At 66.4% G+C, this 19014-nt stretch carries 21 protein-coding genes; 15 read left to right on the forward strand and 6 right to left on the reverse strand.

The features are described from left to right. Positions 1-89: 89 nt before the first annotated feature. Together IPK75_04670 and IPK75_04675 are read left to right on the forward strand one after the other, a co-directional pair. Positions 90-2576: a TonB-dependent receptor gene (locus IPK75_04670; protein ID MBK8197643.1), complete on the forward strand. Its 2487-nt coding sequence runs from the start codon at positions 90-92 to the stop codon at positions 2574-2576. A gap of 115 nt (positions 2577-2691) precedes the next feature. Next, a complete protein-coding gene (locus IPK75_04675; GenBank protein MBK8197644.1) occupies positions 2692-3582 on the forward strand; it encodes an alpha/beta hydrolase in 891 nt (296 codons plus the stop codon). Here IPK75_04675 and IPK75_04680 read toward each other — a convergent pair. After that, on the reverse strand, positions 3579-4550 hold the full coding sequence (locus IPK75_04680; protein ID MBK8197645.1) for a cyclase family protein: 972 nt from the start codon (positions 4548-4550) through the stop codon (positions 3579-3581). The two genes, IPK75_04675 and IPK75_04680, sit on opposite strands and share 4 nt — an antisense overlap. 59 nt (positions 4551-4609) lie before the next feature. Further along, positions 4610-5557 carry a glutathione S-transferase gene (locus IPK75_04685; protein MBK8197646.1) on the reverse strand — a complete coding sequence of 316 codons (948 nt, stop codon included), beginning with the start codon at positions 5555-5557 and terminating at the stop codon, positions 4610-4612. Positions 5558-5696: 139 nt separating this feature from the next. On the opposite strand from IPK75_04685, the gene IPK75_04690 reads away from it, so the two are divergent. From IPK75_04690 to IPK75_04715, 6 genes are all read left to right on the forward strand, one after another. Then, positions 5697-6581: a methylated-DNA--[protein]-cysteine S-methyltransferase gene (locus IPK75_04690; GenBank protein ID MBK8197647.1), complete on the forward strand. Its 885-nt coding sequence runs from the start codon at positions 5697-5699 to the stop codon at positions 6579-6581. A gap of 47 nt (positions 6582-6628) precedes the next feature. Further along, complete coding sequence (locus IPK75_04695; protein MBK8197648.1) at positions 6629-7087, forward strand: hypothetical protein; 459 nt, start codon at positions 6629-6631, stop codon at positions 7085-7087. Continuing rightward, positions 7084-7557 carry a VOC family protein gene (locus IPK75_04700; protein ID MBK8197649.1) on the forward strand — a complete coding sequence of 158 codons (474 nt, stop codon included), beginning with the start codon at positions 7084-7086 and terminating at the stop codon, positions 7555-7557. The genes IPK75_04695 and IPK75_04700 overlap by 4 nt, the downstream gene beginning before the upstream one ends. Positions 7558-7742: 185 nt before the next feature. After that, positions 7743-8051: a DUF1344 domain-containing protein gene (locus IPK75_04705; protein MBK8197650.1), complete on the forward strand. Its 309-nt coding sequence runs from the start codon at positions 7743-7745 to the stop codon at positions 8049-8051. Positions 8052-8189: 138 nt separating this feature from the next. Continuing rightward, positions 8190-8582 (forward strand): MAPEG family protein, encoded by a 393-nt coding sequence (locus tag IPK75_04710; GenBank protein MBK8197651.1) that lies wholly within the window; start codon positions 8190-8192, stop codon positions 8580-8582. Between the two features lie 114 nt (positions 8583-8696). Further along, positions 8697-9779 carry an SMP-30/gluconolactonase/LRE family protein gene (locus tag IPK75_04715; protein ID MBK8197652.1) on the forward strand — a complete coding sequence of 361 codons (1083 nt, stop codon included), beginning with the start codon at positions 8697-8699 and terminating at the stop codon, positions 9777-9779. A gap of 12 nt (positions 9780-9791) precedes the next feature. Here the strand turns inward: IPK75_04715 and IPK75_04720 are convergent, their stop codons facing one another. Both IPK75_04720 and IPK75_04725 read right to left on the reverse strand, forming a co-directional pair. Continuing rightward, a complete protein-coding gene (locus tag IPK75_04720) occupies positions 9792-10313 on the reverse strand; it encodes a hypoxanthine phosphoribosyltransferase (protein ID MBK8197653.1) in 522 nt (173 codons plus the stop codon). 29 nt (positions 10314-10342) lie between these two features. Beyond that, a complete protein-coding gene (locus IPK75_04725) occupies positions 10343-11053 on the reverse strand; it encodes a zinc-ribbon domain-containing protein (GenBank protein ID MBK8197654.1) in 711 nt (236 codons plus the stop codon). 45 nt (positions 11054-11098) lie between these two features. Here IPK75_04725 and ftsE point away from each other — a divergent pair, with 45 nt between their 5' ends. The 5 genes from ftsE (at position 11099) to IPK75_04750 (ending at position 14847) form a co-directional block, all read left to right on the forward strand. Continuing rightward, the gene (ftsE, locus tag IPK75_04730) at positions 11099-11851 is read left to right on the forward strand and encodes a cell division ATP-binding protein FtsE (GenBank protein ID MBK8197655.1); all 753 of its coding nucleotides are present in this window, start codon (positions 11099-11101) and stop codon (positions 11849-11851) included. Then, on the forward strand, positions 11848-12720 hold the full coding sequence (locus IPK75_04735; protein MBK8197656.1) for a cell division protein FtsX: 873 nt from the start codon (positions 11848-11850) through the stop codon (positions 12718-12720). Before ftsE ends, IPK75_04735 begins: the two co-directional genes overlap by 4 nt. A 38-nt stretch (positions 12721-12758) precedes the next feature. Next, complete coding sequence (locus tag IPK75_04740) at positions 12759-13502, forward strand: 1-acyl-sn-glycerol-3-phosphate acyltransferase (protein MBK8197657.1); 744 nt, start codon at positions 12759-12761, stop codon at positions 13500-13502. Then, positions 13499-14143 (forward strand): DNA-3-methyladenine glycosylase 2 family protein, encoded by a 645-nt coding sequence (locus tag IPK75_04745; GenBank protein MBK8197658.1) that lies wholly within the window; start codon positions 13499-13501, stop codon positions 14141-14143. The genes IPK75_04740 and IPK75_04745 overlap by 4 nt, the downstream gene beginning before the upstream one ends. A 140-nt stretch (positions 14144-14283) precedes the next feature. Then, a complete protein-coding gene (locus IPK75_04750; protein ID MBK8197659.1) occupies positions 14284-14847 on the forward strand; it encodes an HNH endonuclease in 564 nt (187 codons plus the stop codon). Between the two features lie 5 nt (positions 14848-14852). On the opposite strand, the gene IPK75_04755 is transcribed toward IPK75_04750, so the two are convergent. Next, positions 14853-16883, reverse strand: a complete 2031-nt coding sequence (locus IPK75_04755; protein MBK8197660.1) for a glycosyltransferase family 39 protein — start codon at positions 16881-16883, stop codon at positions 14853-14855. Positions 16884-17030: 147 nt separating this feature from the next. Between IPK75_04755 and IPK75_04760 the strand changes: the two genes are divergently transcribed. Both IPK75_04760 and IPK75_04765 read left to right on the forward strand, forming a co-directional pair. Further along, positions 17031-17762 (forward strand): glycosyltransferase family 2 protein, encoded by a 732-nt coding sequence (locus IPK75_04760; protein ID MBK8197661.1) that lies wholly within the window; start codon positions 17031-17033, stop codon positions 17760-17762. A 13-nt stretch (positions 17763-17775) separates the two neighbouring features. After that, entirely contained in the window at positions 17776-18336 is a 561-nt protein-coding gene (locus IPK75_04765) for a DUF1993 domain-containing protein (GenBank protein MBK8197662.1), read from the forward strand. Between the two features lie 8 nt (positions 18337-18344). Here the strand turns inward: IPK75_04765 and IPK75_04770 are convergent, their stop codons facing one another. Next, entirely contained in the window at positions 18345-18956 is a 612-nt protein-coding gene (locus IPK75_04770; GenBank protein ID MBK8197663.1) for an SCO family protein, read from the reverse strand. Positions 18957-19014 lie beyond the last annotated feature (58 nt).

The raw sequence follows: 19014 nt of genomic DNA on the forward strand, positions 1-19014 counted from the left end.
AGACATGCGCACCTTACGGTTCTGTAGGGGAAACAACAATGCGCGGGCGAAGCCCAGTCATCATTGAATTCACGGAGCGGACAGACATCATGAAATTCAAGAGCATACTTTTTGCGGCTGCAGCCACTGCGGCCCTTTCGATCGGCGCCTCCAGCGCCTGGGCACAGGAAGACGCGCCGGACGAGTCGGCCCGCACGCTCGACACCGTCGTCACGGTCGGCACACGCGTGGCCAACCGGTCGGCGCTCGACACGGCTGCGCCGGTCGACGTGGTCTCGGCCGAGTCGATCCAGAACATCGGCGTTGGCGAGCTGAACCAGGCCCTTTCGGTGAACCTGCCGGCACTCAACTTCCCCCGCCCTGCCCTGGCAGATGGTACCGACTCCGTGCGCCCGGCCGCCCTGCGCGGCCTCGCGCCTGACCAGACGCTGGTCCTCGTCAACGGCAAGCGCCGCCACCAGGCTTCGCTGGTCAACGTCAACGGCACCATCGGCCGCGGCGCCTCGTCGGTCGACCTCAACACGATTCCGAACCTCGCGGTCGGCGGCGTTGAAGTGCTGCGCGACGGTGCATCGGCGCTCTACGGTTCCGACGCCATCGCCGGCGTGGTGAACGTGCGCCTGCGCGAAGCGGCTGAGGGCGGACAGGTCGCCGCCAGCTATGGCTGGCGCGAAACCGAATATACCGTGCCCGTGATCACGCCGACCACGCCCGGCGTGCCCAACCCCGGCTCGTCGGTGTCGCGCAAGCGTTCGGACGGCCACACCTACACCGTGGCGGGCTGGAAAGGCTTCCATCTCGGCGAAGACGGCTTCCTGACCGTTACCGGCGAATACAAGGACCAGAACCACACGGTCCGCACCGGCTATGACCACCGTCAGCAGTATCCGGGTTCGCAGCCGGATGCCGAAGCCGAAATCGGCCGCTACAATGCCTGGACCGGCGAACCGGACCTCGAGCAGGTCACGCTCTTCGCCAACGCCGGCATGGATGTCGGTGAGGCCGAACTCTACGGCTGGGCCAGCTACCAGGATCGCCAGACCACCTCGGCCGGCTTCTTCCGCCGCGCGCTCGATGACCGCAACGTCATCCAGATCTACCCCAACGGCTTCCTGCCGCTGATCAATCCGACGACCACGGACTATTCCGCGCTCGGCGGCGTGCGCTTCGACTGGGGCGGCTGGGATGCCGACGCCTCTGTCGGCTACGGCAAGAACAAGATGGACTTCGTGATCAGCAACACGCTGAACCGCTCGCTTGGCGTCGCTTCGGGCACCGAGTTCGATGCCGGCGGCTTCGAGAGCTCGCAGGTCGTTGCAGCCCTCAACATGGTCAAAGGCTTCGACGTCGATGGCCTCGCTTCGGAGCTGAACGTGGCTTGGGGCATCGAAGGCCGCCGCGAGAACTACAAGATCTTCGCGGGCGAGCCGGACTCCTATCGCAATGGCGGCGTGCTGCTCGGCAACGGCAACTCGACCGCTTCGGGCGCACAGGTGTTCCCGGGCTTCCAGCCAGCCAACGAACGCGACGAGTCGCGCGGCGCCATCGGTGCCTATGTCGATCTCGAAGCGAACGTTACCGACGCGCTCCTGGTGTCGGGCGCGGTGCGGGCAGAGTCCTACTCCGACTTCGGCGAGACCCTGACCGGCAAGCTCGCAGCCCGTTATGACCTGACCGACAGCTTCGCGCTGCGGGCCTCGGTCCAGAACGGCTTCCGCGCTCCGTCGCTGCAGCAGCAGTTCTTCACCACCACGTCGACCAACTTCATCGGCGGCGTGCCGTTCGATGTGACGACCTTCACCGTGGACGACCCGATCGCCCAGGCGCTGGGTGCGAAGAGCCTCGATGCCGAGACGTCGACCAACTACGCGGTCGGTGCCGTCTTCCAGACCGGCGCCTTCAACGTCACCGTCGACGCCTACCGGATCGACGTCACCGACCGGATCGTCCTGTCGGAAAACCTGACCGCGGCGAACGTGCAGGCTTACCTCGTCAGCCAGGGCTTCATCGGCTCGGGCGGCGGACGCTTCTTCCTCAACGGTGTGGACACTGAAACCACCGGTGTGGACGTGATCGCAAACTATGCGTTCCCGGAAACGGCGATCGGATCGTTCAACGCCACCTTCGGCGCCAACTTCAACAAGACAGACGTAACCAAGGTTCCGGCCATCCCGGTGCTTGCAGCCCTGTCTCCGGCGCCGACGCTGTTCGGACGTGTCAACGTGCTGACCCTCGAGGAAGGCGCACCGAAGGACAAGTTCACCGGCCAGCTGAACTGGGAAAACGGTCCGTTCGAGGGCACCCTGCGCGCCGTGCGCTACGGTGAAGTGCTCGTGCCGGGCACGACCTCCGCAACCGACTACAACCTCAGCCCCAAGACGATCATCGACCTTGAGGCCCGCTACACCTGGAACGACATGGTCACGCTCGCCGTCGGCGCAGACAACATCCTGGACGAATACCCGGATGCTGCGCCGCTCGGCCTGAACTCGACCTCCAACACGCCGTTCTCGACCTACTCGCCGTTCGGCTATTCGGGCCGCTTCGTCTACACGAAGGCCACGGTCAACTTCTGATCCGGACAAACCGGACCTGAAATCGCGCCGCTCCCGGAAGGGGGCGGCGTTTTTCATGGCGGCTTGATTGCGCGGGCGCCTCGCCTAGTGTCGGCGGCGCAGACGGAGGACGTCCATGCCGCGCGTGAAGAGCAACGGAATAGAACTCGAATACGACACGATGGGCAGCCCGAACGATCCGGCGGTGGTGCTGATCATGGGTTTTGCCTTCCAGATGACGCGCTGGCCGGAGGCGCTGAAGCGCGGCATTGCGGATGCGGGTTACCGGGTGATCTGGTTCGACAACCGGGACATCGGCCTGTCGAGCGAGATTTCGCATTTCACGCCCCCGACGGCGATGGAAGTCATGCAGGCGGTGATGGCCGGCAAGGACGCCGCGAACATGGTGCCCTACACGCTGGACGATCTCGCCGCCGACACGGCCGGGCTACTGGACGCGCTCGGCATTCAGCAGGCGGACATCATCGGCATGTCGATGGGCGGGATGATCGCGCAGCTGATGGCGCTCGACCATGCCGCGAAGGTGCGCAAGCTCGTGCTGATGATGACGACCTCAGGTAACCCTTCCCTGCCCCTGCCGGCGCCGGAAGCGATGGCGGCGCTCAGCGCGCTGCCGGCCGAGCGGACGGCCGAGGCGATCGGCGAGATCGCCATCTTGGCCCAGCACGGCATCGGTTCGCATCCGGAGCTGCGCAATTCCGCAGAAGTCATCCGTGCACGCGCGATCGAGGATTTCCATCGCTCCGACCGGCCGATGGGCATGCTGCGCCAGAACGGCGCTGTGATTGCACAGAAGCGGTGGCATCACCGGCTTGGCGACGTGAAGGCGCCGACGCTGGTTCTGCACGGGGCGGAAGATCCGCTCGTGCGCCCGGCTGCCGGCGAGGACATCGCCAAGCGCATCCCGGGCGCGGTGTTCAAGGCCTATCCCCATTGGGGCCACGACCTGGCGGACAGGATGTCCGACACGCTGGTGTCGGACATCGTGCCGTTCCTGAAGGCCTAGCGGATCGCCACCGGATTGATGATCGCCTGCACCGCGCCTTCGAGGCGTGGCGCGCCGAGGGTGAAGAAGAATTCGGTGACGCCATCAGCGGCGAGTTCGTCGGTGACCATGTTTTCGAGGATGTAGACGCCGTTCTTCGCGAGCAGCGTCAGGTGCACGTCGAACGGGCGCGCTTCCTTCTCGAACGGGATCACTTCGATTGCCCAGGTGTCGGCGCCGATGGCCACGACGCCGAGATCGGCGAGGTACTGCGCGCCCTCGACGCCGAGGCCCGGCTCGACGGGCGAGAGTTCCGCATCATTCTCGGTGGCCTTCATCGTGCCGGTATGGAAAAGCACGATGTCGCCCTTGCCGATGGTGACGCCGGCGGCCTTGGCGGCCGCCTCGATCTCAGCGCGGTTGAACGCCGTACCCGGAGCAACCGGATTGCCGAAGGCTTTCGTCATGTCGAGCAGGATGCCGCGTGTGGCGACCGGCGGGATCGTGTGCGTGCCATACTGCGTGAGGCCGCCGGTGGTGACGAATTCGGAGACCGGAACGCCGTTATAGTACCGGTGATCGATGCCCATGTGGCCGAGGCCGTCGATCTGGCTGCCGATGCCGATATAGGTGTTGACGAGATCATCATTGCCGACTGCCTTGTTCTCGCCAAGCGGCGTGCCCGAACCGTCCGAGAGCTGAAGGATCGTCATGCTGAACTTGCGCGGGCCGTAAGCGGGCGTCTTCGCGCCGGTCACCTGGCCGAGCGCGTAGGTCTTGCCAGTGGTGATGAGCTTGGCGGCCTCGGCAGTCTTTTCGGCGGAGAGGTTGTTCATGGCGCCGAGCCGGTCGTCTGCGCCATAGCGCGAAGGATACCAGCCTTCGGATATCACTTCGGTCTTGGCGGCCGCCGGCTGTTCGGCCACGCCGTTCGACAGACTGCTGCAGGCGGCGAGCAGCGCGCTCGTCGTGATCAGGATGCGTTTCATGTGTTCCTCCCTCTGGTTTTGGGAGGAGCCTATCGGCGCCCGGCCGCTTGGCAAGCGTTTCAGGCGCGGCGGACCAGGAAGCCGGCGCGCGGGAAGTGGACGTGGATCGTCTCGGCCTCAGGCGTGAAGCGGCGCAGGATGATGCGCTGCGAGTCGGCGTGGACGAGTTCGCCCTCCACCCAGACCTGTCCGTAATCATCCGGCGCGACGGCGACCTGTTCGCCGGGCGAGAATTCCTGCGGCTCGTTGCGGGTCGTCGCGGCGACGAGGCGCGGCGCGGCGTCCTTGGCGATGGCGAGGGCTTCGCGCGAGGTGATCGTCTCCGGCACCTGGCCTTCGACCTCGGCGATGCGGCGGTACCAGGCGGCCGTCAGCGGCGCACTCTCGAGGCAGGCATCGGCAAATTCCGGCACCGCATTCTTCATCCACCAGACGTTCATGTAGGCATGCACGTCGACGAGGCCCGGCTTCGCGCCGATCAGGTACAGGCCGGAGCCCGCCCCCTTCCCGCCCGCGAGGCGCTCCTCGATCAGCATCAGGCGGGCGCGCCACTGGTCCTTCATCATCGGGGCGACGGCCTTCATGCCCTCGACATTGAACGGACGGCCGGAAAGCTGTTCGCGGTCCTTGATGAAGGCTTCCGGCACGCTGTCGCCCATGTGGCCGAAGATGACGGCGACCGAGGATTGGAACCAGCGCGAGTCGGCCCAGCCGGCAACGATCTGCGCGAGGCCTTCATGGCCGGGCAGCTTCAGCGCAAAGATCGGATAGCGCGCCTCGAGTTCGCGCAGGATGATGGCCGAGTCGCAGAAGATGTCGGCGCCGATCTGCATGACCGGGGTGCGCCGGTAGCCGCCGGTCATCGGCATCAGGTCCGGGCGCGGCATGATCATCGGAATCTCGACGCGCGCATAGGCGAGGTTCTTCAGGCGAAGGGCAAGGCGCACCTTCTCGGAGAAGGGCGAAGACGGGTACTCGTGAAGGATGATGCTGCGAGCGTCGGCCATGTAGCTTTGCGAACCTCCCCGTAAGCAAGCGGTGCACTCTGCGCGTGATGGCAAGCGAAGGTAAAGGGCTAATTTAGGCACCTCCGGACGGCGCAAGAAACGGGTGGCGCCGGGCGTCCGGGAGGGCCATTTTGGCGTCATGACACAGACACCTGCTCCCCTCTCCGAACGCGCCGCCGCCTATGGGCGCATGGCCAAGGCTCTCGACTGGATGGGCGAGACCTGGGCCGACTGGCCGGACCTCGAGACATCCGCCGCTGCGGTTGGCCTTTCGCCGCACCATTTCCAGCGCGAATTCACCCGCTGGGCCGGCATCAGCCCGAAGCAATACCAGGGCACCCTGGCCCATGCGGCAGCCGGCGAGCTGCTGCGCGGCGGCGCCAGCGTGCTGGACGCGGCGCTTGAGACGGGCCTGTCGGGCCCCGGCCGGCTGCATGACCTCTTCGTGGCGCATGAAGGCCTCTCCCCCGGCGAGGCGAAAGGCGGCGGCAAGGGCGCGGACCTGAGCATCGGCGCGGCGCCGACGCCGTTCGGGCGCGGCATATTCCTGACGTCGCCGCGCGGGCTCTGCGGTCTCGGTTTTGCCGATGACGGCGCGGCCGCAAAATCCGGCTTCGTGCATCCGGGCTATACCGAGGAGCGCGTCTTCGCCGATCTCGCGGCGCGCTATCCCGGGGCCGACATCCGCCGCGATGACGCCGAGGCGCAGCGCTGGGCGGTACGGGCCTTCGAGCGGCGCGAGGCGCTGCCGGTGGCGCTCTACGGCACGCCGTTCCGGCGCCAGATCTGGCGCGCGCTGATGGATATTCCGGCCGGGGAGACCTGGACCTATGGGCAGGTCGCGCGCGCCGCCGGCCATCCGCAGGCCGCCCGCGCGGCCGGCGCCGCGATCGGCGCCAACACGATCGCCTGGTTCATCCCCTGCCACCGGGCCCTTGCAGCCGATGGCCGCCTGCATAACTATCACTGGGGTGTGGCGCGCAAACGCGCCATGCTCGTCTACGAACGCGCGCACGTGGCCTGATCCCTTCCGGAGCCGCCCGGCGCCGAGCCCGGGATCGCCTGCCTGCCATGTTTGTCTACATCGCCCTCGTCCTTGCCGTGGTTGCCTGGGGCACGCACCTCGCGCTGCGCTGGAAACGCGCCCGCGAATTTGCGCCCGAGCTACTGCGGCTGCGCCAGGAGAGCGGCGAGCTGCCACCCGGCATCGCGCCCGAGGAATTCACCGACCTCTACCTGCGCGCCGAAGGTCCGCGCTCCGGCACCTATGTGTTCGCCTGCGCGGCGATCATGACGCTGGCGCTGGCGCCGCTGTCGACCATGTTCAACGCGGTCTGGGACACGCTCTGGGCCATGACGGGCAAGTCGCCCGTGTTCGAGCAGGGCACGCTGATCCATACGTTCAGCTTCTTCCTCGTCATCATGGGCGTCGGCATTGCCCTGCTCGCGGCGGCGATGCACCGCTACTACACCCTGATGCCCCCCAACCTGAAACAGGTGATCCGCAACCTGCGCGAGGCCCATTCATGAGCGTCCAGTTCCTGCACACGATGGTGCGCGTCGGCGATATCGATGCGGCGCTGAAATTCTTCTGCGACGGCCTCGGCCTCACCGAGATCGGACGCTTCGACAACGAAGCCGGCCGCTTCACGCTGGTCTTCCTCGCGTCCCCCGCCGACATTGCGCGCATGGGCGGCGTGCCTAAAGGCAAGCGGCCGACCGAGATGGACTTCCCGATGGTCGAGCTCACCCACAACTGGGACGAGAAGGACTATGCCGGCGGGCGCAATTTCGGTCACCTCGCCTACCAGGTCGACGACATCTACGCCGCGACCCAGCGTTTCGCCGATCTCGGCGTGACGATTTCACGCCCGCCGCGCGATGGCCGGATGACCTTCATCCGCTCACCGGACGGCATCTCGATCGAGCTGTTGCAGAAGGGCGAGGCGAAAGCGCCGGTCGAGCCCTGGGCCAGCGCGCCGAATATCGGGGCGTGGTAAGCTCCTCGGCGTTGTTAGGTAATATTATCACAATTTTAGTTTCCTTTGCGCCCGAGCGGCGCAATACCTTGTCCTGAAACCGGGACGTGCCGGCGGACCCCGAACGGACCTCCGCGACCCGACAAGCCTGACGGTTTCAAGACGCGCCGGACAGCCCCCGGCGCAGGACAAGGTTTGGACCTCCCATGCGAAAATACATGCTCCCTGCGGCGCTTGCCGCGATGATGACGCTTGCCCCGATTGCAGCCGCCTCGCCGGGCCACCCTGCTTCCCATCCCGCGGCAAGCCAGGCCGGCGCCCACTATGCGAAACTGCGCGGCGTCATCCATTCGGTCGATACCAAGGCCAACGCCGTCACGCTCGACGACGGGCGCACCTTCGTGCTGCCCGCGAACGCGCCCGCATCCGGCCTGAAGGCCGGCGAGAAGGTATCGCTCGAGTGGAGCTGGGTCGGCGACCAGCGTGTCGCCAAGGAGGTGAACACCCTGAACTGAGCCCCTGAATACCCCTGTCCTTCCGAGTGTTGGCCCCGCAGCGTTCCCTCCGCTGCGGGGCATTTTTTTGGACACGCGAAACTGCGTGACCGCGCCGCGAAGCGCTGTAGTGTTTCGCCGAATCGGAAGGGAATTTCCATGACGCCTGTTGCTGCCACGACGCTCTACATCGGTCTGTTCGGCCTGTTGATGTTGATCCTGAAGATGAATGTCGGGCGTGTGCGCTCGTCGAAAAAGATCAATCTCGGCGACGGCGGCGACGACTCCATGCAGCGCGCCATCCGGGTTCAGGGCAACGCGGTGGAAGATGTGCCGGTTGTCCTCTTCGGCCTTGTCGGCCTCGCGCTGCTCGGCGCGCCGGTCATCCTGATCCACAGTCTCGGCAGCACGTTCCTGCTCGCGCGGATCCTGCACGCGGTCGGCCTTGGCGGCCTCGCCGGCGCAGGCGTCGGCCGCCTGATCGGCACGCTGCTTTCCCTGATCGTCCTCCTGGCCACGGCCGCAGCCTGTATCTGGTACGCCCTCGCCTGAGCCCGAATGGCGCGCTGTCATCGTCCTCACATGCGTGTTAACGTCCGCTGAGCCGCGCCGGAGTCGCAGCGCAGGATTGTGAGGGGAGACGTCTCGATGTGCAGGAATCTACTTTTGGCCACCGCCGCGCTCGGGCTATCGGCCTGCGCGCCTTCGTCCGCACCCGCCGACACTTCCGTACCGGTTGAGGAAACGGCGCCCGCGGCAACTGAAAAAGCGACCTGGACCTTCGAGGACGGCGTCATCTTCCCGGCCGGTCGCACCCTTGTGCGTCCGGAATCCGGCGTGGTGCTTGCCGATGGCACAGTGGTTGTGGTGGACCAGGTCAATGGACTGACCGCCATCGCACCGGACGGCTCGGTCAGCCCGTACGGCAGTTTCGCCGCCGCAGGCTTCACCCATTCGCCGCCGGACAATCCCTCCGGCCCGAACGGCGTGTCCTTCGAACCGGATGGACGCCACCTGCTGACTGCTGACGTGTTCACGGGCAGCCTCTGGCGCACCGACACGCAAACGGGCACGACCACGAAGATCTATCAGCATCCCTTCGGCATCAACTACGCGCACCGCGATTCCACGGGGGCGTTGTGGTTCACCCAGTCGACCGAGAATGCACCGCCCGGATCCAACGCGCGCCTCTTCGCAGCCCTGGATACGCCCCTGCCTGACGGCAAACTGTTCCGGATTGCACCCACGCCCGACGGCCAACCGCTGGGCGCGCCGCAGGAAATGCTGACCGGCCTGCAATTCGCCAACGGCTTTGCGATCGACGAGACGCGCGGCAAACTCTTCATCGCCGAAACAGTGGCAGGAAACGTGCTCAGCTACACGGTTGACCTTGGCACCGGCGCGCTGACTGACCGGGCGCTGCTGGCAACCGTCCTGTCGCCCGACAATGTCGAGCAGGCGGCTGATGGTGCACTCTGGGTTGCGTCGCCGATGGCCAATCAGGTGCTCGAGATCAATCCGGACACGGGGGAAACCCGGGTCGCCTTTTCGGCACAGACCGAAACGGGCGCTGCAGTCGCCGCTGAATATGTTCGGCGCGGCGAAGCGGGCGAGCCGCGCGCCGAACTGATGGCGCCGGATGTCTGGGCGCCATTGCCGGGCCTCGTGACCGGCGTGATCCACACGCCGGGCGGTGGCCCGGTTTATGTGTCCGGACTTGGCGATGCGTTGCTGAAGATCGAGGAATAGGCGGCCCGCCGTTCAGTCCAGCGCACCGATATAGGGCAGGCCTCGGTAGAGACCGGCATCGTCCATGCCATAGCCGACGAGGAAGCGGCCCGGCGCATCGAAGGCGCAGAAGTCCACGCCTTCGGCGCCGCGCGGCGCCCAAGGCTTCTGCGTCAGCGCCACGGTGAGCACTTCGCGCGCGCCCTTGGCGATCAGGTGCTGCTTGGCGAAATCAAGCGTGCGGCCGGTGTCGAACACATCGTCGATCAGCAGCATGCCGCGCCCTTCGACAGGCCGCGAGACATCTGCTCGCACCACGACGCGGCCCGAGCTCTCGCGCGCATCGCGGTAGCTTTCCAGCCACAGCACATCGAGCACCGGGTGCACGTCGCGCCGGGCGAGCGCTTTCATCAGGTCGGTGGTGAAGGGCGTTGCCCCGATCAGGATCGACACCGCCGTCCAGTCGCCGGCAAGGCGCGGCGCAAGGCGCTCGGCGAGGTCGTCGACGCGGGCCATCAGGTCCGCTTCGGACAGGACGACATCGATCTTGGGCATCGGAACGTGCGGGGTGGGTGCATTCATGGTCAGAGCGGATCCTCGGCATCTGGCAGTGTTTCTTCCTGCAGAGGCGGCAATTCCTCCGTAGGCGGCTCATTCGGAACGGCGGAGCGCTCGACGAAACTGACGACAATCTCGAAACTCTCGACCGGGGCAGGCTCGACCACCACGCCGAACTGGCCGGACGCGCCGGGCTCGAGATCGCGCGGAGTTACGAAGCTGTAGCGGGTGGCGACAACCTTGCCCGCCTCGTCGCGCAGGTCGACCCGCACGCCGGGTGTCTCGACTGCCGTATTGGCGACATTGACGGCGCGGCCGGTGACCGTGACGATCGGGATCGTGTCGTTGAACGTCCGGGCGCGCTCGATGTCGGCGAAATCCATGCCGAAACGGTTCACTTCAAGGCCGGCCATCTTGTAGGCTGCGGCCGATTGCGGCCAGACCTTCACGACGTCGTTGCGGAAAACGAAGGCGGCGATCGTCGCAGCCACGAACAGGCTGCCGGTGAACAGCCAGGAAAACACGGCAGCGAACCGGCTTTTCTCGCGGCGCTGTTCGCGCAGGCGCTCGCGGTAGACCTCGTGCGCAGGCGCCGCCGGCTTCTCGTCGGCGACCGATTTCGGCTGCACGAACCAGGAATGCCCGCAGGCTGCGCATTTCACCGTGCGCCCGCTTTCACCGATTGTTGAGTCATCGGCGAAATAATGGGTGCTGCACGAAGGACAGGTAAGGATCATTCTGTTCGCCCCGCTCGACCAACCCTGGACCCCGGACTTTTCCCCATGACCCAGCTCCGCCCGGACATGTTCGAAGAAGCCGCCGTCCGCCTGGATGGCGTGTCCCTTCGCTACGATTCGTCCGAGGAAATCCTTAGCGGGATTGATCTGGTCCTGAAACCCGGCAGCTTCAGCTTCCTGACCGGCGCCTCAGGAGCGGGCAAGTCAAGCCTGCTGAAGCTGCTTTACCTGGCACAGCCGCCCAGCCGGGGCGAAGTTTCGCTGTTCGGCCGCCCGACCTCCCGCCTTCCGCGCGACCAACTCTCGGCCCTACGGCGCCGAGTGGGCGTGGTTTTCCAGGAATTCCGCCTGCTCGGCCACCTGACGGCCTATGAGAACGTCGCCCTGCCCCTGCGCGTGATGGGCCGCAAGGAGTCGCAGTACCGGCGCGATGTGGAGGAATTGCTGGCCTGGGTGGGGCTCGGCGAGCGGCTGAACAAGCGCCCCGAGACCCTGTCCGGCGGCGAGCAGCAGCGCGTGGCGATCGCCCGCGCCGTCGTCACCCAGCCGAACCTTCTGATCGCAGACGAGCCGACCGGCAACGTCGATCCCGACATGGCGGCGCGCCTGATGCGGCTGTTTTTCGAACTCAACAAGCGCCTCGGCACCACCGTCGTGATCGCCACACACGACCTTGGCCTGATCCGTCAAATTGATGCACCCGTCTACCGGCTGGCGGACGGCCTGCTGGTGCAGGAAAGCGGCGAGAAGATACCGGCCGCCCGCCGGCGCACCGATCCGCTGAAGGCGATGCCATGAAAGCGCGTGAAAGCTCCCTCCTGCCGCTGGAAGACGCCCGCGAGGCGGCGCTGTTCTTCGTTGTCGGCGCGCTCTGCTTCCTCGCCGCGCTCGCCGCCCTCTCGGCAAAATCCACCTATGGCGCGGCCCGCGCCTGGACCGCCGAAGTGGAAGGCGAGTTCACTGTCTCGCTCTCGGGCGCCGATGCGACCGCGGCCGATGCCGCCGCCCGCCTGCTGTCGCAGGTCGAAGGCGTGCGCGAAGCCCGTGCCTTCAGCGATGCCGAGATCAACGCGCTGCTCGAGCCGAACTTCGGCCAGAGCGGCCTGCCCGCTGACCTGCCCGTGCCGCGCCTGATCGCGGTGACCGGCGAAGCAGATGCCGATGACCTCGGCCCCCGCCTCAGCAAAACGCTGCACGAGGCCGGCTACCAGGCCGCCGTCGACGCGCACGCCGAATGGGCAGGTGACGTGCGCCGGATGCTCTCGGTCTCTCGCCTTGTCGCCCTGTCGATCGTCGCGCTCTTGTCGGCGACCGCCGTTGCCGTGATCGCGTTCGCCACCCATGCGGCCCTGCTGGCCCGGCGGGACATCGTCGACGTGCTGCATATCGCGGGCGCGCGCGACCGGTTCATCGCCGGGCTGTTCGAGCGCCGCTTCTGGCTGCTGGGCCTGCGGGCGGGCACGGTCGGGGCGCTGGTCGCGCTCGCCAGTGTCGCGGTACTGATCGCCGCCGGCCGCTCCGGCGCCGAGCGCACGGGTCTGCTGCCGCAGCTGAGCCTCGACTTTTGGGATCTTGCCGTGCTGGTGGTCACGCCCGTCATCGCGGGCCTCGCTGCCCGGATTGCGGCCAGCATCACGGTCATGCGCTCGCTCAAGTCCGTCATGTAGTGACGCCGCCGCGACAAGACGCTACAGCCCTCGGCGCGATGCAAATGGTGCGATCCTACCTGTTCCTGGCCTGGCTCTATGGCTGGATGGCGATCTGCGGGGTGCTCTACATCCCGACGATCGTGTTCCCGCGCGTGGTCACGCAGCGCGCGATCGGCCTCTACGCCCAGATCGTGCGGGCCGGACTGAAACTGATCTGCGGCATCGACATGGAAATACGTGGGCGCGAGCACATCGTGCCGGGCCCCGCCATCTATGCCGGCAAGCATCATTGCATGATGGACGTCTTCGTCCCGTTCATCACGGTGCGCGACTCCTGCCACATCCTGAAGGAAGAGCTGATCTGGACGCCCTTCCTCGGCTGGTACGCGATGAGCACGGGCATGATCCCGATCGACCGCGAAGGCTCGTCGAAAACCCTGAAACGCATCATCGCTGCCGGAAAAAAGCGGGCCGCCGACGGGCGCACAATCGTGATTTTCCCGGAAGGCACACGCCGCGCGCCGGACGACCCGCCCGACTACCAGCCGGCAGGCATCTCCGCGCTCAACAAGGCCCTCTCGGTGCCGATCCTGCCGGTGGCCACCAATGCCGGCCTCTGCTGGCCTGCCAAGGGCGCGCGGCGGCGGCCCGGCAAGATCGTCTACGAATTCCTGCCCGCGATCCCCGGCGGCCTTGATCGCAAGACGCTGATGGCGCGCCTCGAGCACGACCTTGAAACCGCCTCCAACCGCCTGATTGCCGAGGGCCGGGAAATCCAGGCGCAGCGAGGCGTGAAGTGACCGCCCCGCCGCGGCGCGCCCTCAAGCGCGCCTGCGAGGATCTGGCCCGGGTCGATCCGGCCCTCGCTCAAGCCTATGAAACCGTGGGGGTGCCGCTGTGGCGCGCCCGTGCGCCGAGCTACGCCCTGCTCGGCAACATGATCTCGCACCAGCAGATCTCGCTCAGCGCAGCCGCCGCGATTTGGGCGCGCGTCGAAGACCATCTCGGCGAGGTGACCGCCGAGGCTATGCTGGCCGCCGATCCCGAAGCGATCCGCCTCTGCGGCATGTCGCGCCCGAAAGTGGCGCACCTCTATTCGATCGCCAGCGCCATCAGCAGCGGGCAGCTCGACCTCGCCCGCGTCCTCGCCGCCCCGCTTGATCAGGCCCGGGCGGAACTGCTGTCGGTGCGCGGGATCGGGCCGTGGACGGCGGAGCTGTTCCTGCTCTACGCGGCCGGCGCGATGGATGCATTCCCGGCTGGCGATGTCGGCCTGATGGCGGCGCACCACAAGCTCAGCGCCTATGAAACCCGCATGGAATCAAAGGCCTTCACGCGCCACGCGGAGCTGTGGCGGCCCTGTCGGGGTGTGGCAACGCACCTGCTCTGGGCCTGGCTGCACATGGACCGGGCCCGCGCCGCAGCCCCGGCAGGCGGCTGACAGGCCCTCTTGCGTTCAAGTCCGGCTGTCATAATCTTATGAAGGGAATCGCCTAAACAGCGTTCCAGACAGCGAAGGAGCAGCCGTCTTCTGTAGCACGTTCGACGATACACAGCGCTCAGCCCGTGCGGGAGGCCCGCATGCCTGAGATCGTTGCAACTCCCCCGAACGGCCGTCCGGCGCTCGTGCTGAATGCGGATTTCCGGCCCCTTTCCTATTATCCGCTCTCGCTCTGGCCCTGGCAGGAAGTGGTGAAAGCCGTTTTCCTCGACCGCGTGGATATCGTTGCCGAGTATGACCATGTCGTGCGCAGCCCGAGCTTCGAGATGCGCCTTCCCTCGGTCATCGCGCTGCGCGATTTCGTGCGCCAGGACCGCCCGCCCGCCTTCACCCGGTTCAACGTGTTCCTGCGCGACGGCTTCGCCTGCGCCTATTGCGGCGCGCATGACAACCTGACCTTCGACCATGTCGTGCCGCGTTCGCGCGGCGGACGCACGACCTGGGAAAACATCGTCACCGCCTGCAGCCCGTGCAACCTCGCCAAGGGCAGCCGCCTGCTGAAGGAAAGCCATATGGACCTGCGCCGCAGGCCATTCCGTCCGAACAATTACGAACTGCAGGGCATCGGCCGCAAATTCCCGCCGAATTACCTGCATGAGACCTGGATGGACTATCTCTACTGGGATGTGGAGCTGGAGGGATAGTCCGCCTACGGACACCCGCCCCAGTCGAACCGCCAGGCGCGGAAATGTACCGGGTCGCCATTTGAATAGTTCAGCGCATAGTAGGACGGGCTTTCGGTGAGGCAGGCGCCGAGGCGTTCGGCTTCGGCGCGCAGGCGCGCGGCAGTCTCCGTGATCGGCTCGTCGGCTTTGCGGTCTTCGAAGTTCAGGAGGTAGACGACCGGATAGGCCGCCGCATCTGCCGGCAGGTCGAGCGGCGTTTCCGGCGGGTGCGCATTCTGCGTGCCGAGCGTCAGGATGTAGGACGGCTCGGCATAGCCGAGCGCCAGCACACGCTCCGGGGCCGGAACATTGCAGAGCGCGCCCTCCCCCGGCACACCGCATACATCTTCCAGTGCGAGCCGCGCGGTTTCCGTCGGCTGCACCCAGACCTGTGAGGGCAGCATGAAGATACGGATATGCCAGCCGAGCGCGACACTGGAGAGGATGGCGAGGCCGATGGCGACGGAGACATGCCGGCGCGCCAGTTCGACCAGCGCGAGGCCGGCAAGGACGAAACCCGCCCACCAGAGAACGAGCGGATAGTCACGGTAAGGCGTCCAGGAAGCGAGCACTTCGCCCGCCGAGACGGTGCGGAAATCGCCCGCCGTCTCCGCCATGAACCAGGTTGTCACGCCCGGAAACGAGGCGGCCAGCAGCAAGCCTGCGCCGATGACGAAGAGCACCATGCCGAGCGCGTTCGAGACAGGCAGGCGTGCACCGTCCAGCAGGCGGGCAGCGCCATAACCGCACAACAGCCCGAACGCCGGATAGGCCGGCAGGATATAGTGGCTGAGCAAGGTCGGCATCAGCTCGAAGAAGGCATAGGTAAGCAGGCCCCAGGCGAGGATCAGGCGCAGGCCCTTGTCTTCATCAGAGAGCGGCGCCGTGTGCGTCGCCGGCGCGCGCCCGGCGAGCCAGACGGTGAGCGCGATGAACGCGAACGGCCAGGCCGGCAACAATTTCAGGGAACGGAGCGTTTCAGCCACGCTGCCCGGCGCGAAGGGCGGCACCAGGGACAGGACAAAGTTGAGCGCCAGCAGCAGCGCGAAGAGGCCGATCGCGGCGAGGCTGTAGCGGCGGAAGGGCGCCGAGCGAAATCCTCCAGGTCCGGCGACCTTGCGAAGCGAGGCCGCAAATCCCGCGATGACGAGCAGCGTCGCCGGAAAGAACCAGGCCGGAATGTGCGTCAGGTGATAGAACGGCCAGCCGCCATGCCCCTCCGAGGCGCCGGTAAACTTGTCCTTCAGGTCCTTGCCGACCGCGCCTTCGATATATTGCCCGTTCGTCGCCGCCTGGATCCACAGGAACCAGGGCAGCACCATCGCCACGAACAGTGCCGGGCCCTTCCAGTCCGTGAGCGGACGCCACCAATTCGTTCGGGGCGCGCCGCGCGCGCGGTCCCAGGCCCAGGCGCCAAGACCGGCATAGGCGACGACCATCATCGTCACCGGCCCCTTGATCAGGAAGGACGCGCTGACGGTCAGCCAGACAAGCAAGGCCATCCGCCCCGGCTTCTCCGTGCCGAGATACAGCCGGCCCAGCGCGCCGATGCCGAGCGTCGTGAGGAAGACGAGCACGCCGTCCGTCTTCGAGATGTGCGCTTCGGACGTGAGCAGCAGCGTCGCGCCGAACATCGCGGCGCCGAGGAAAGCGGCGCGCCGACCGATCAGGGGGATGCCCGCCCAGAAACAGGCGAGCGTCGCGAAGGCCGCGCCCAGCCAGCTCGGCACCCGGTAGGTCCAGATCTGCTTCGCCTCAGGCCCGGTGAAGATCGCGGTCGAGGCCGCCTGCAGCCAGTGGATGCCCGCCGGCTTCTTGTTGCGCAGCTCGTCCTGGTACTGGATCAGGATGTAGTTGTTCTCCTCCAGCATCTCCTTGGAGGCCTGCGCGAAGCGGCTCTCGTCCCGGTCCAGCGCCGGCAGCAGGAAAACGCCCGGCGCCGCAGCGCCAAAGGTCAGCAGGAAGAGGATGATCCAGGCTTTCCAGCCGGTCGAGATACGGTCGAGAACGGTCATGGCGGGCCATTTAGCGCAGCTTTGCCGGGGCGTCTTGCATAATTGGCCGAAGCCCGCCCCCGCCAAATGCGATGAGGCCCTCGATTTTGCGGTCGATGCCCGGTATGACGCGCCGTTTATTGCCGTGCCCAGACAGGGATCAAGCCTTTGACCGACGCAGCCGAATTCTCCGTTGTCGTGCCCGTGCATAACGAGTCCGGCAATGTCGCCACCCTGGTCGGCGAGATCGCCGCCGCCCTCGACGGGCGCGCCTTCGAGATGGTGTTCGTGGACGACGCCTCAACCGACGACACCCGCGCGAAACTGATGGCCCTGAAGGCGCAGTACCCGATGCTGCGCGTGCTCGGCCACCGGTCGAATGCCGGCCAGAGCCGCGCCATCCGCTCCGGCATCCTCGCTGCCCGCGCGCCGGTCGTCGGCACGCTGGACGGTGACGGCCAGAACGACCCCGCCGACCTGCCGGACCTTTACCGCGCCCTGACCCGGGCCGATGCGCCGCACGGCTTGAAGATGGTGATGGGCCGCCGCGCCAGCCGCAAGGATTCGGCCTGGAAGAAATTCGGCAGCCGCTTCGCCAACAATATCCGTAGGCGGATGCTGCGCGACGACTGCGAAGAACCAGGCTGCGGCATCAACGTCATGGACCGCGCTGCCTATGTCATGCTGCCCTATTTCGATCACATGCACCGCTACATGCCGGCGCTGATGAAGGCCGAAGGCCACAATGTCGAGTTTCGAAACGTGAACCACCGCCCGCGCGGTGAGGGCAAGTCGAACTACACCAATTTCGGCCGCCTGCGCGATGCGCTGTCCGACCTGCGCGGCGTCATGTGGTTGATCCGCCGACGGAGGAACCCGGGCGGCGCGGACGAATTCTAGGAAGGCAATCCGGATGACGCTGACAGAACTCCTCGTGCCGACCTACCGGCAGATGCTGCAGGCTCTGGCGGGCTGGCTGAAGAAGGCTCAAGCGCAGACGCAAGACGCCGATGCACTGATGTCCGCGCGGCTCGCGCCCGACATGTTCCCTCTCTCGACCCAGATCCGCTTCGCCTGCCGGCAGGCGTACGAAGGCGGCCACCGCCTGCGCCACGAAACGATTCCGGCGGAGGTCGAAGCCTTGCAGGATGAAGGCCGCAATGGCGGCGAGCAGCCCGGCACAATGGCTCAGGCGCTCGCCCGTATCGACGAGACGCTCGCCTACCTTGCCAGCCTGCCTGACGATGCGCTCGACGGCGGCGCCGGCAAGCCGCTCGCGCTGGAATTGCCAATGGGCATCGCCTTCGATCTCGACGGCGACATCTACGCACGCGACTGGGCCCTGTCGCAGTTCTATTTCCATGTCATGACGGCCTACGCGATCCTGCGCCACAAGGGCATCGCCCTCGGCAAGGCAGACTATGTCCAGCACATGTTCGCCTACCTGCGCCCGGGCACCGCCCCGGCCGGCTGAAGCGGCGGCTACTTCATCACTTCCTGAAGACAGGCCGCGATCGTGTCCGGCGTGTCCTGGTGGGTGAAGAAGGTCTTCAACTGCCAGTTCTCGTCCATCAGGTAGAGCAGGCTCGTATGGTCCATCGTGTAGGCGGCCATGCTGTCGGGCTGTTCGACGCGGGAATAATCCGCCTTGAATTCATCGGCGGCCGCGCGCACCTCGGCTTCGGTGCCGGTGAGCCCGATCAGCCCTGCCGGGAACGCCTTGTTGGCGACATATGTGGCGAGGGCCTCCGGCGTATCGCGTCCGGGGTCGACGCTGATCAGCAGGGTCTGCGGCGGCGTCATGCCTTCCGGCAGCTTGCGATAGGCGGCCGCCACGGTGGTCAGCGTCAGGGGGCAGACATCCGGGCAATAGGTGAAGCCAAAATAGATCAGCGTGGGCCGGCCCTTGAAGGTTTCCTCCGTGACGCGCCCGCCGGTACTGGCGACCAGCGAGATCGGCCCACCGATTTCCGGATAGGCGCGGCTGAGACAGCCGGACTGCGTGCCGCCAGAAGTTGGCGCAGCCGTGTCGGCGGCGGGACCACACGCAGAGAGCGCGGCGGCAGCGAAGAGGGCAAGGGCGGTCAGGCGCATGCCGGCATAAGGCGCGAATCCTTCGCTTGGCGCAAGCGACAGCCTGCCGCATAAAGCG

It is taken from the genome of Acidobacteriota bacterium (assembly GCA_016712445.1).
Classification (GTDB): Bacteria; Pseudomonadota; Alphaproteobacteria; order Caulobacterales; family Hyphomonadaceae; genus Hyphomonas.

Bases quoted from the DNA above. Each gene is read 5' to 3' on its own strand.
- IPK75_04675 (MBK8197644.1), top strand. From the start codon at position 2,692: ATGCCGCGCGTGAAGAGCAACGGAATAGAACTCGAATACGACACGATG.
- IPK75_04710 (MBK8197651.1), top strand. From the start codon at position 8,190: ATGACGCCTGTTGCTGCCACGACGCTCTACATCGGTCTGTTCGGCCTG.
- ftsE (MBK8197655.1), top strand. From the start codon at position 11,099: ATGACCCAGCTCCGCCCGGACATGTTCGAAGAAGCCGCCGTCCGCCTG.
- IPK75_04755 (MBK8197660.1), bottom strand. From the start codon at position 16,883: ATGACCGTTCTCGACCGTATCTCGACCGGCTGGAAAGCCTGGATCATC.
- IPK75_04750 (MBK8197659.1), top strand. From the start codon at position 14,284: ATGCCTGAGATCGTTGCAACTCCCCCGAACGGCCGTCCGGCGCTCGTG.
- IPK75_04725 (MBK8197654.1), bottom strand. From the start codon at position 11,053: ATGATCCTTACCTGTCCTTCGTGCAGCACCCATTATTTCGCCGATGAC.
- IPK75_04685 (MBK8197646.1), bottom strand. From the start codon at position 5,557: ATGGCCGACGCTCGCAGCATCATCCTTCACGAGTACCCGTCTTCGCCC.
- IPK75_04700 (MBK8197649.1), top strand. From the start codon at position 7,084: ATGAGCGTCCAGTTCCTGCACACGATGGTGCGCGTCGGCGATATCGAT.
- IPK75_04670 (MBK8197643.1), top strand. From the start codon at position 90: ATGAAATTCAAGAGCATACTTTTTGCGGCTGCAGCCACTGCGGCCCTT.
- IPK75_04735 (MBK8197656.1), top strand. From the start codon at position 11,848: ATGAAAGCGCGTGAAAGCTCCCTCCTGCCGCTGGAAGACGCCCGCGAG.
- IPK75_04720 (MBK8197653.1), bottom strand. From the start codon at position 10,313: ATGCCCAAGATCGATGTCGTCCTGTCCGAAGCGGACCTGATGGCCCGC.
- IPK75_04690 (MBK8197647.1), top strand. From the start codon at position 5,697: ATGACACAGACACCTGCTCCCCTCTCCGAACGCGCCGCCGCCTATGGG.
- IPK75_04705 (MBK8197650.1), top strand. From the start codon at position 7,743: ATGCGAAAATACATGCTCCCTGCGGCGCTTGCCGCGATGATGACGCTT.
- IPK75_04680 (MBK8197645.1), bottom strand. From the start codon at position 4,550: ATGAAACGCATCCTGATCACGACGAGCGCGCTGCTCGCCGCCTGCAGC.
- IPK75_04770 (MBK8197663.1), bottom strand. From the start codon at position 18,956: ATGCGCCTGACCGCCCTTGCCCTCTTCGCTGCCGCCGCGCTCTCTGCG.
- IPK75_04695 (MBK8197648.1), top strand. From the start codon at position 6,629: ATGTTTGTCTACATCGCCCTCGTCCTTGCCGTGGTTGCCTGGGGCACG.
- IPK75_04765 (MBK8197662.1), top strand. From the start codon at position 17,776: ATGACGCTGACAGAACTCCTCGTGCCGACCTACCGGCAGATGCTGCAG.
- IPK75_04740 (MBK8197657.1), top strand. From the start codon at position 12,759: ATGCAAATGGTGCGATCCTACCTGTTCCTGGCCTGGCTCTATGGCTGG.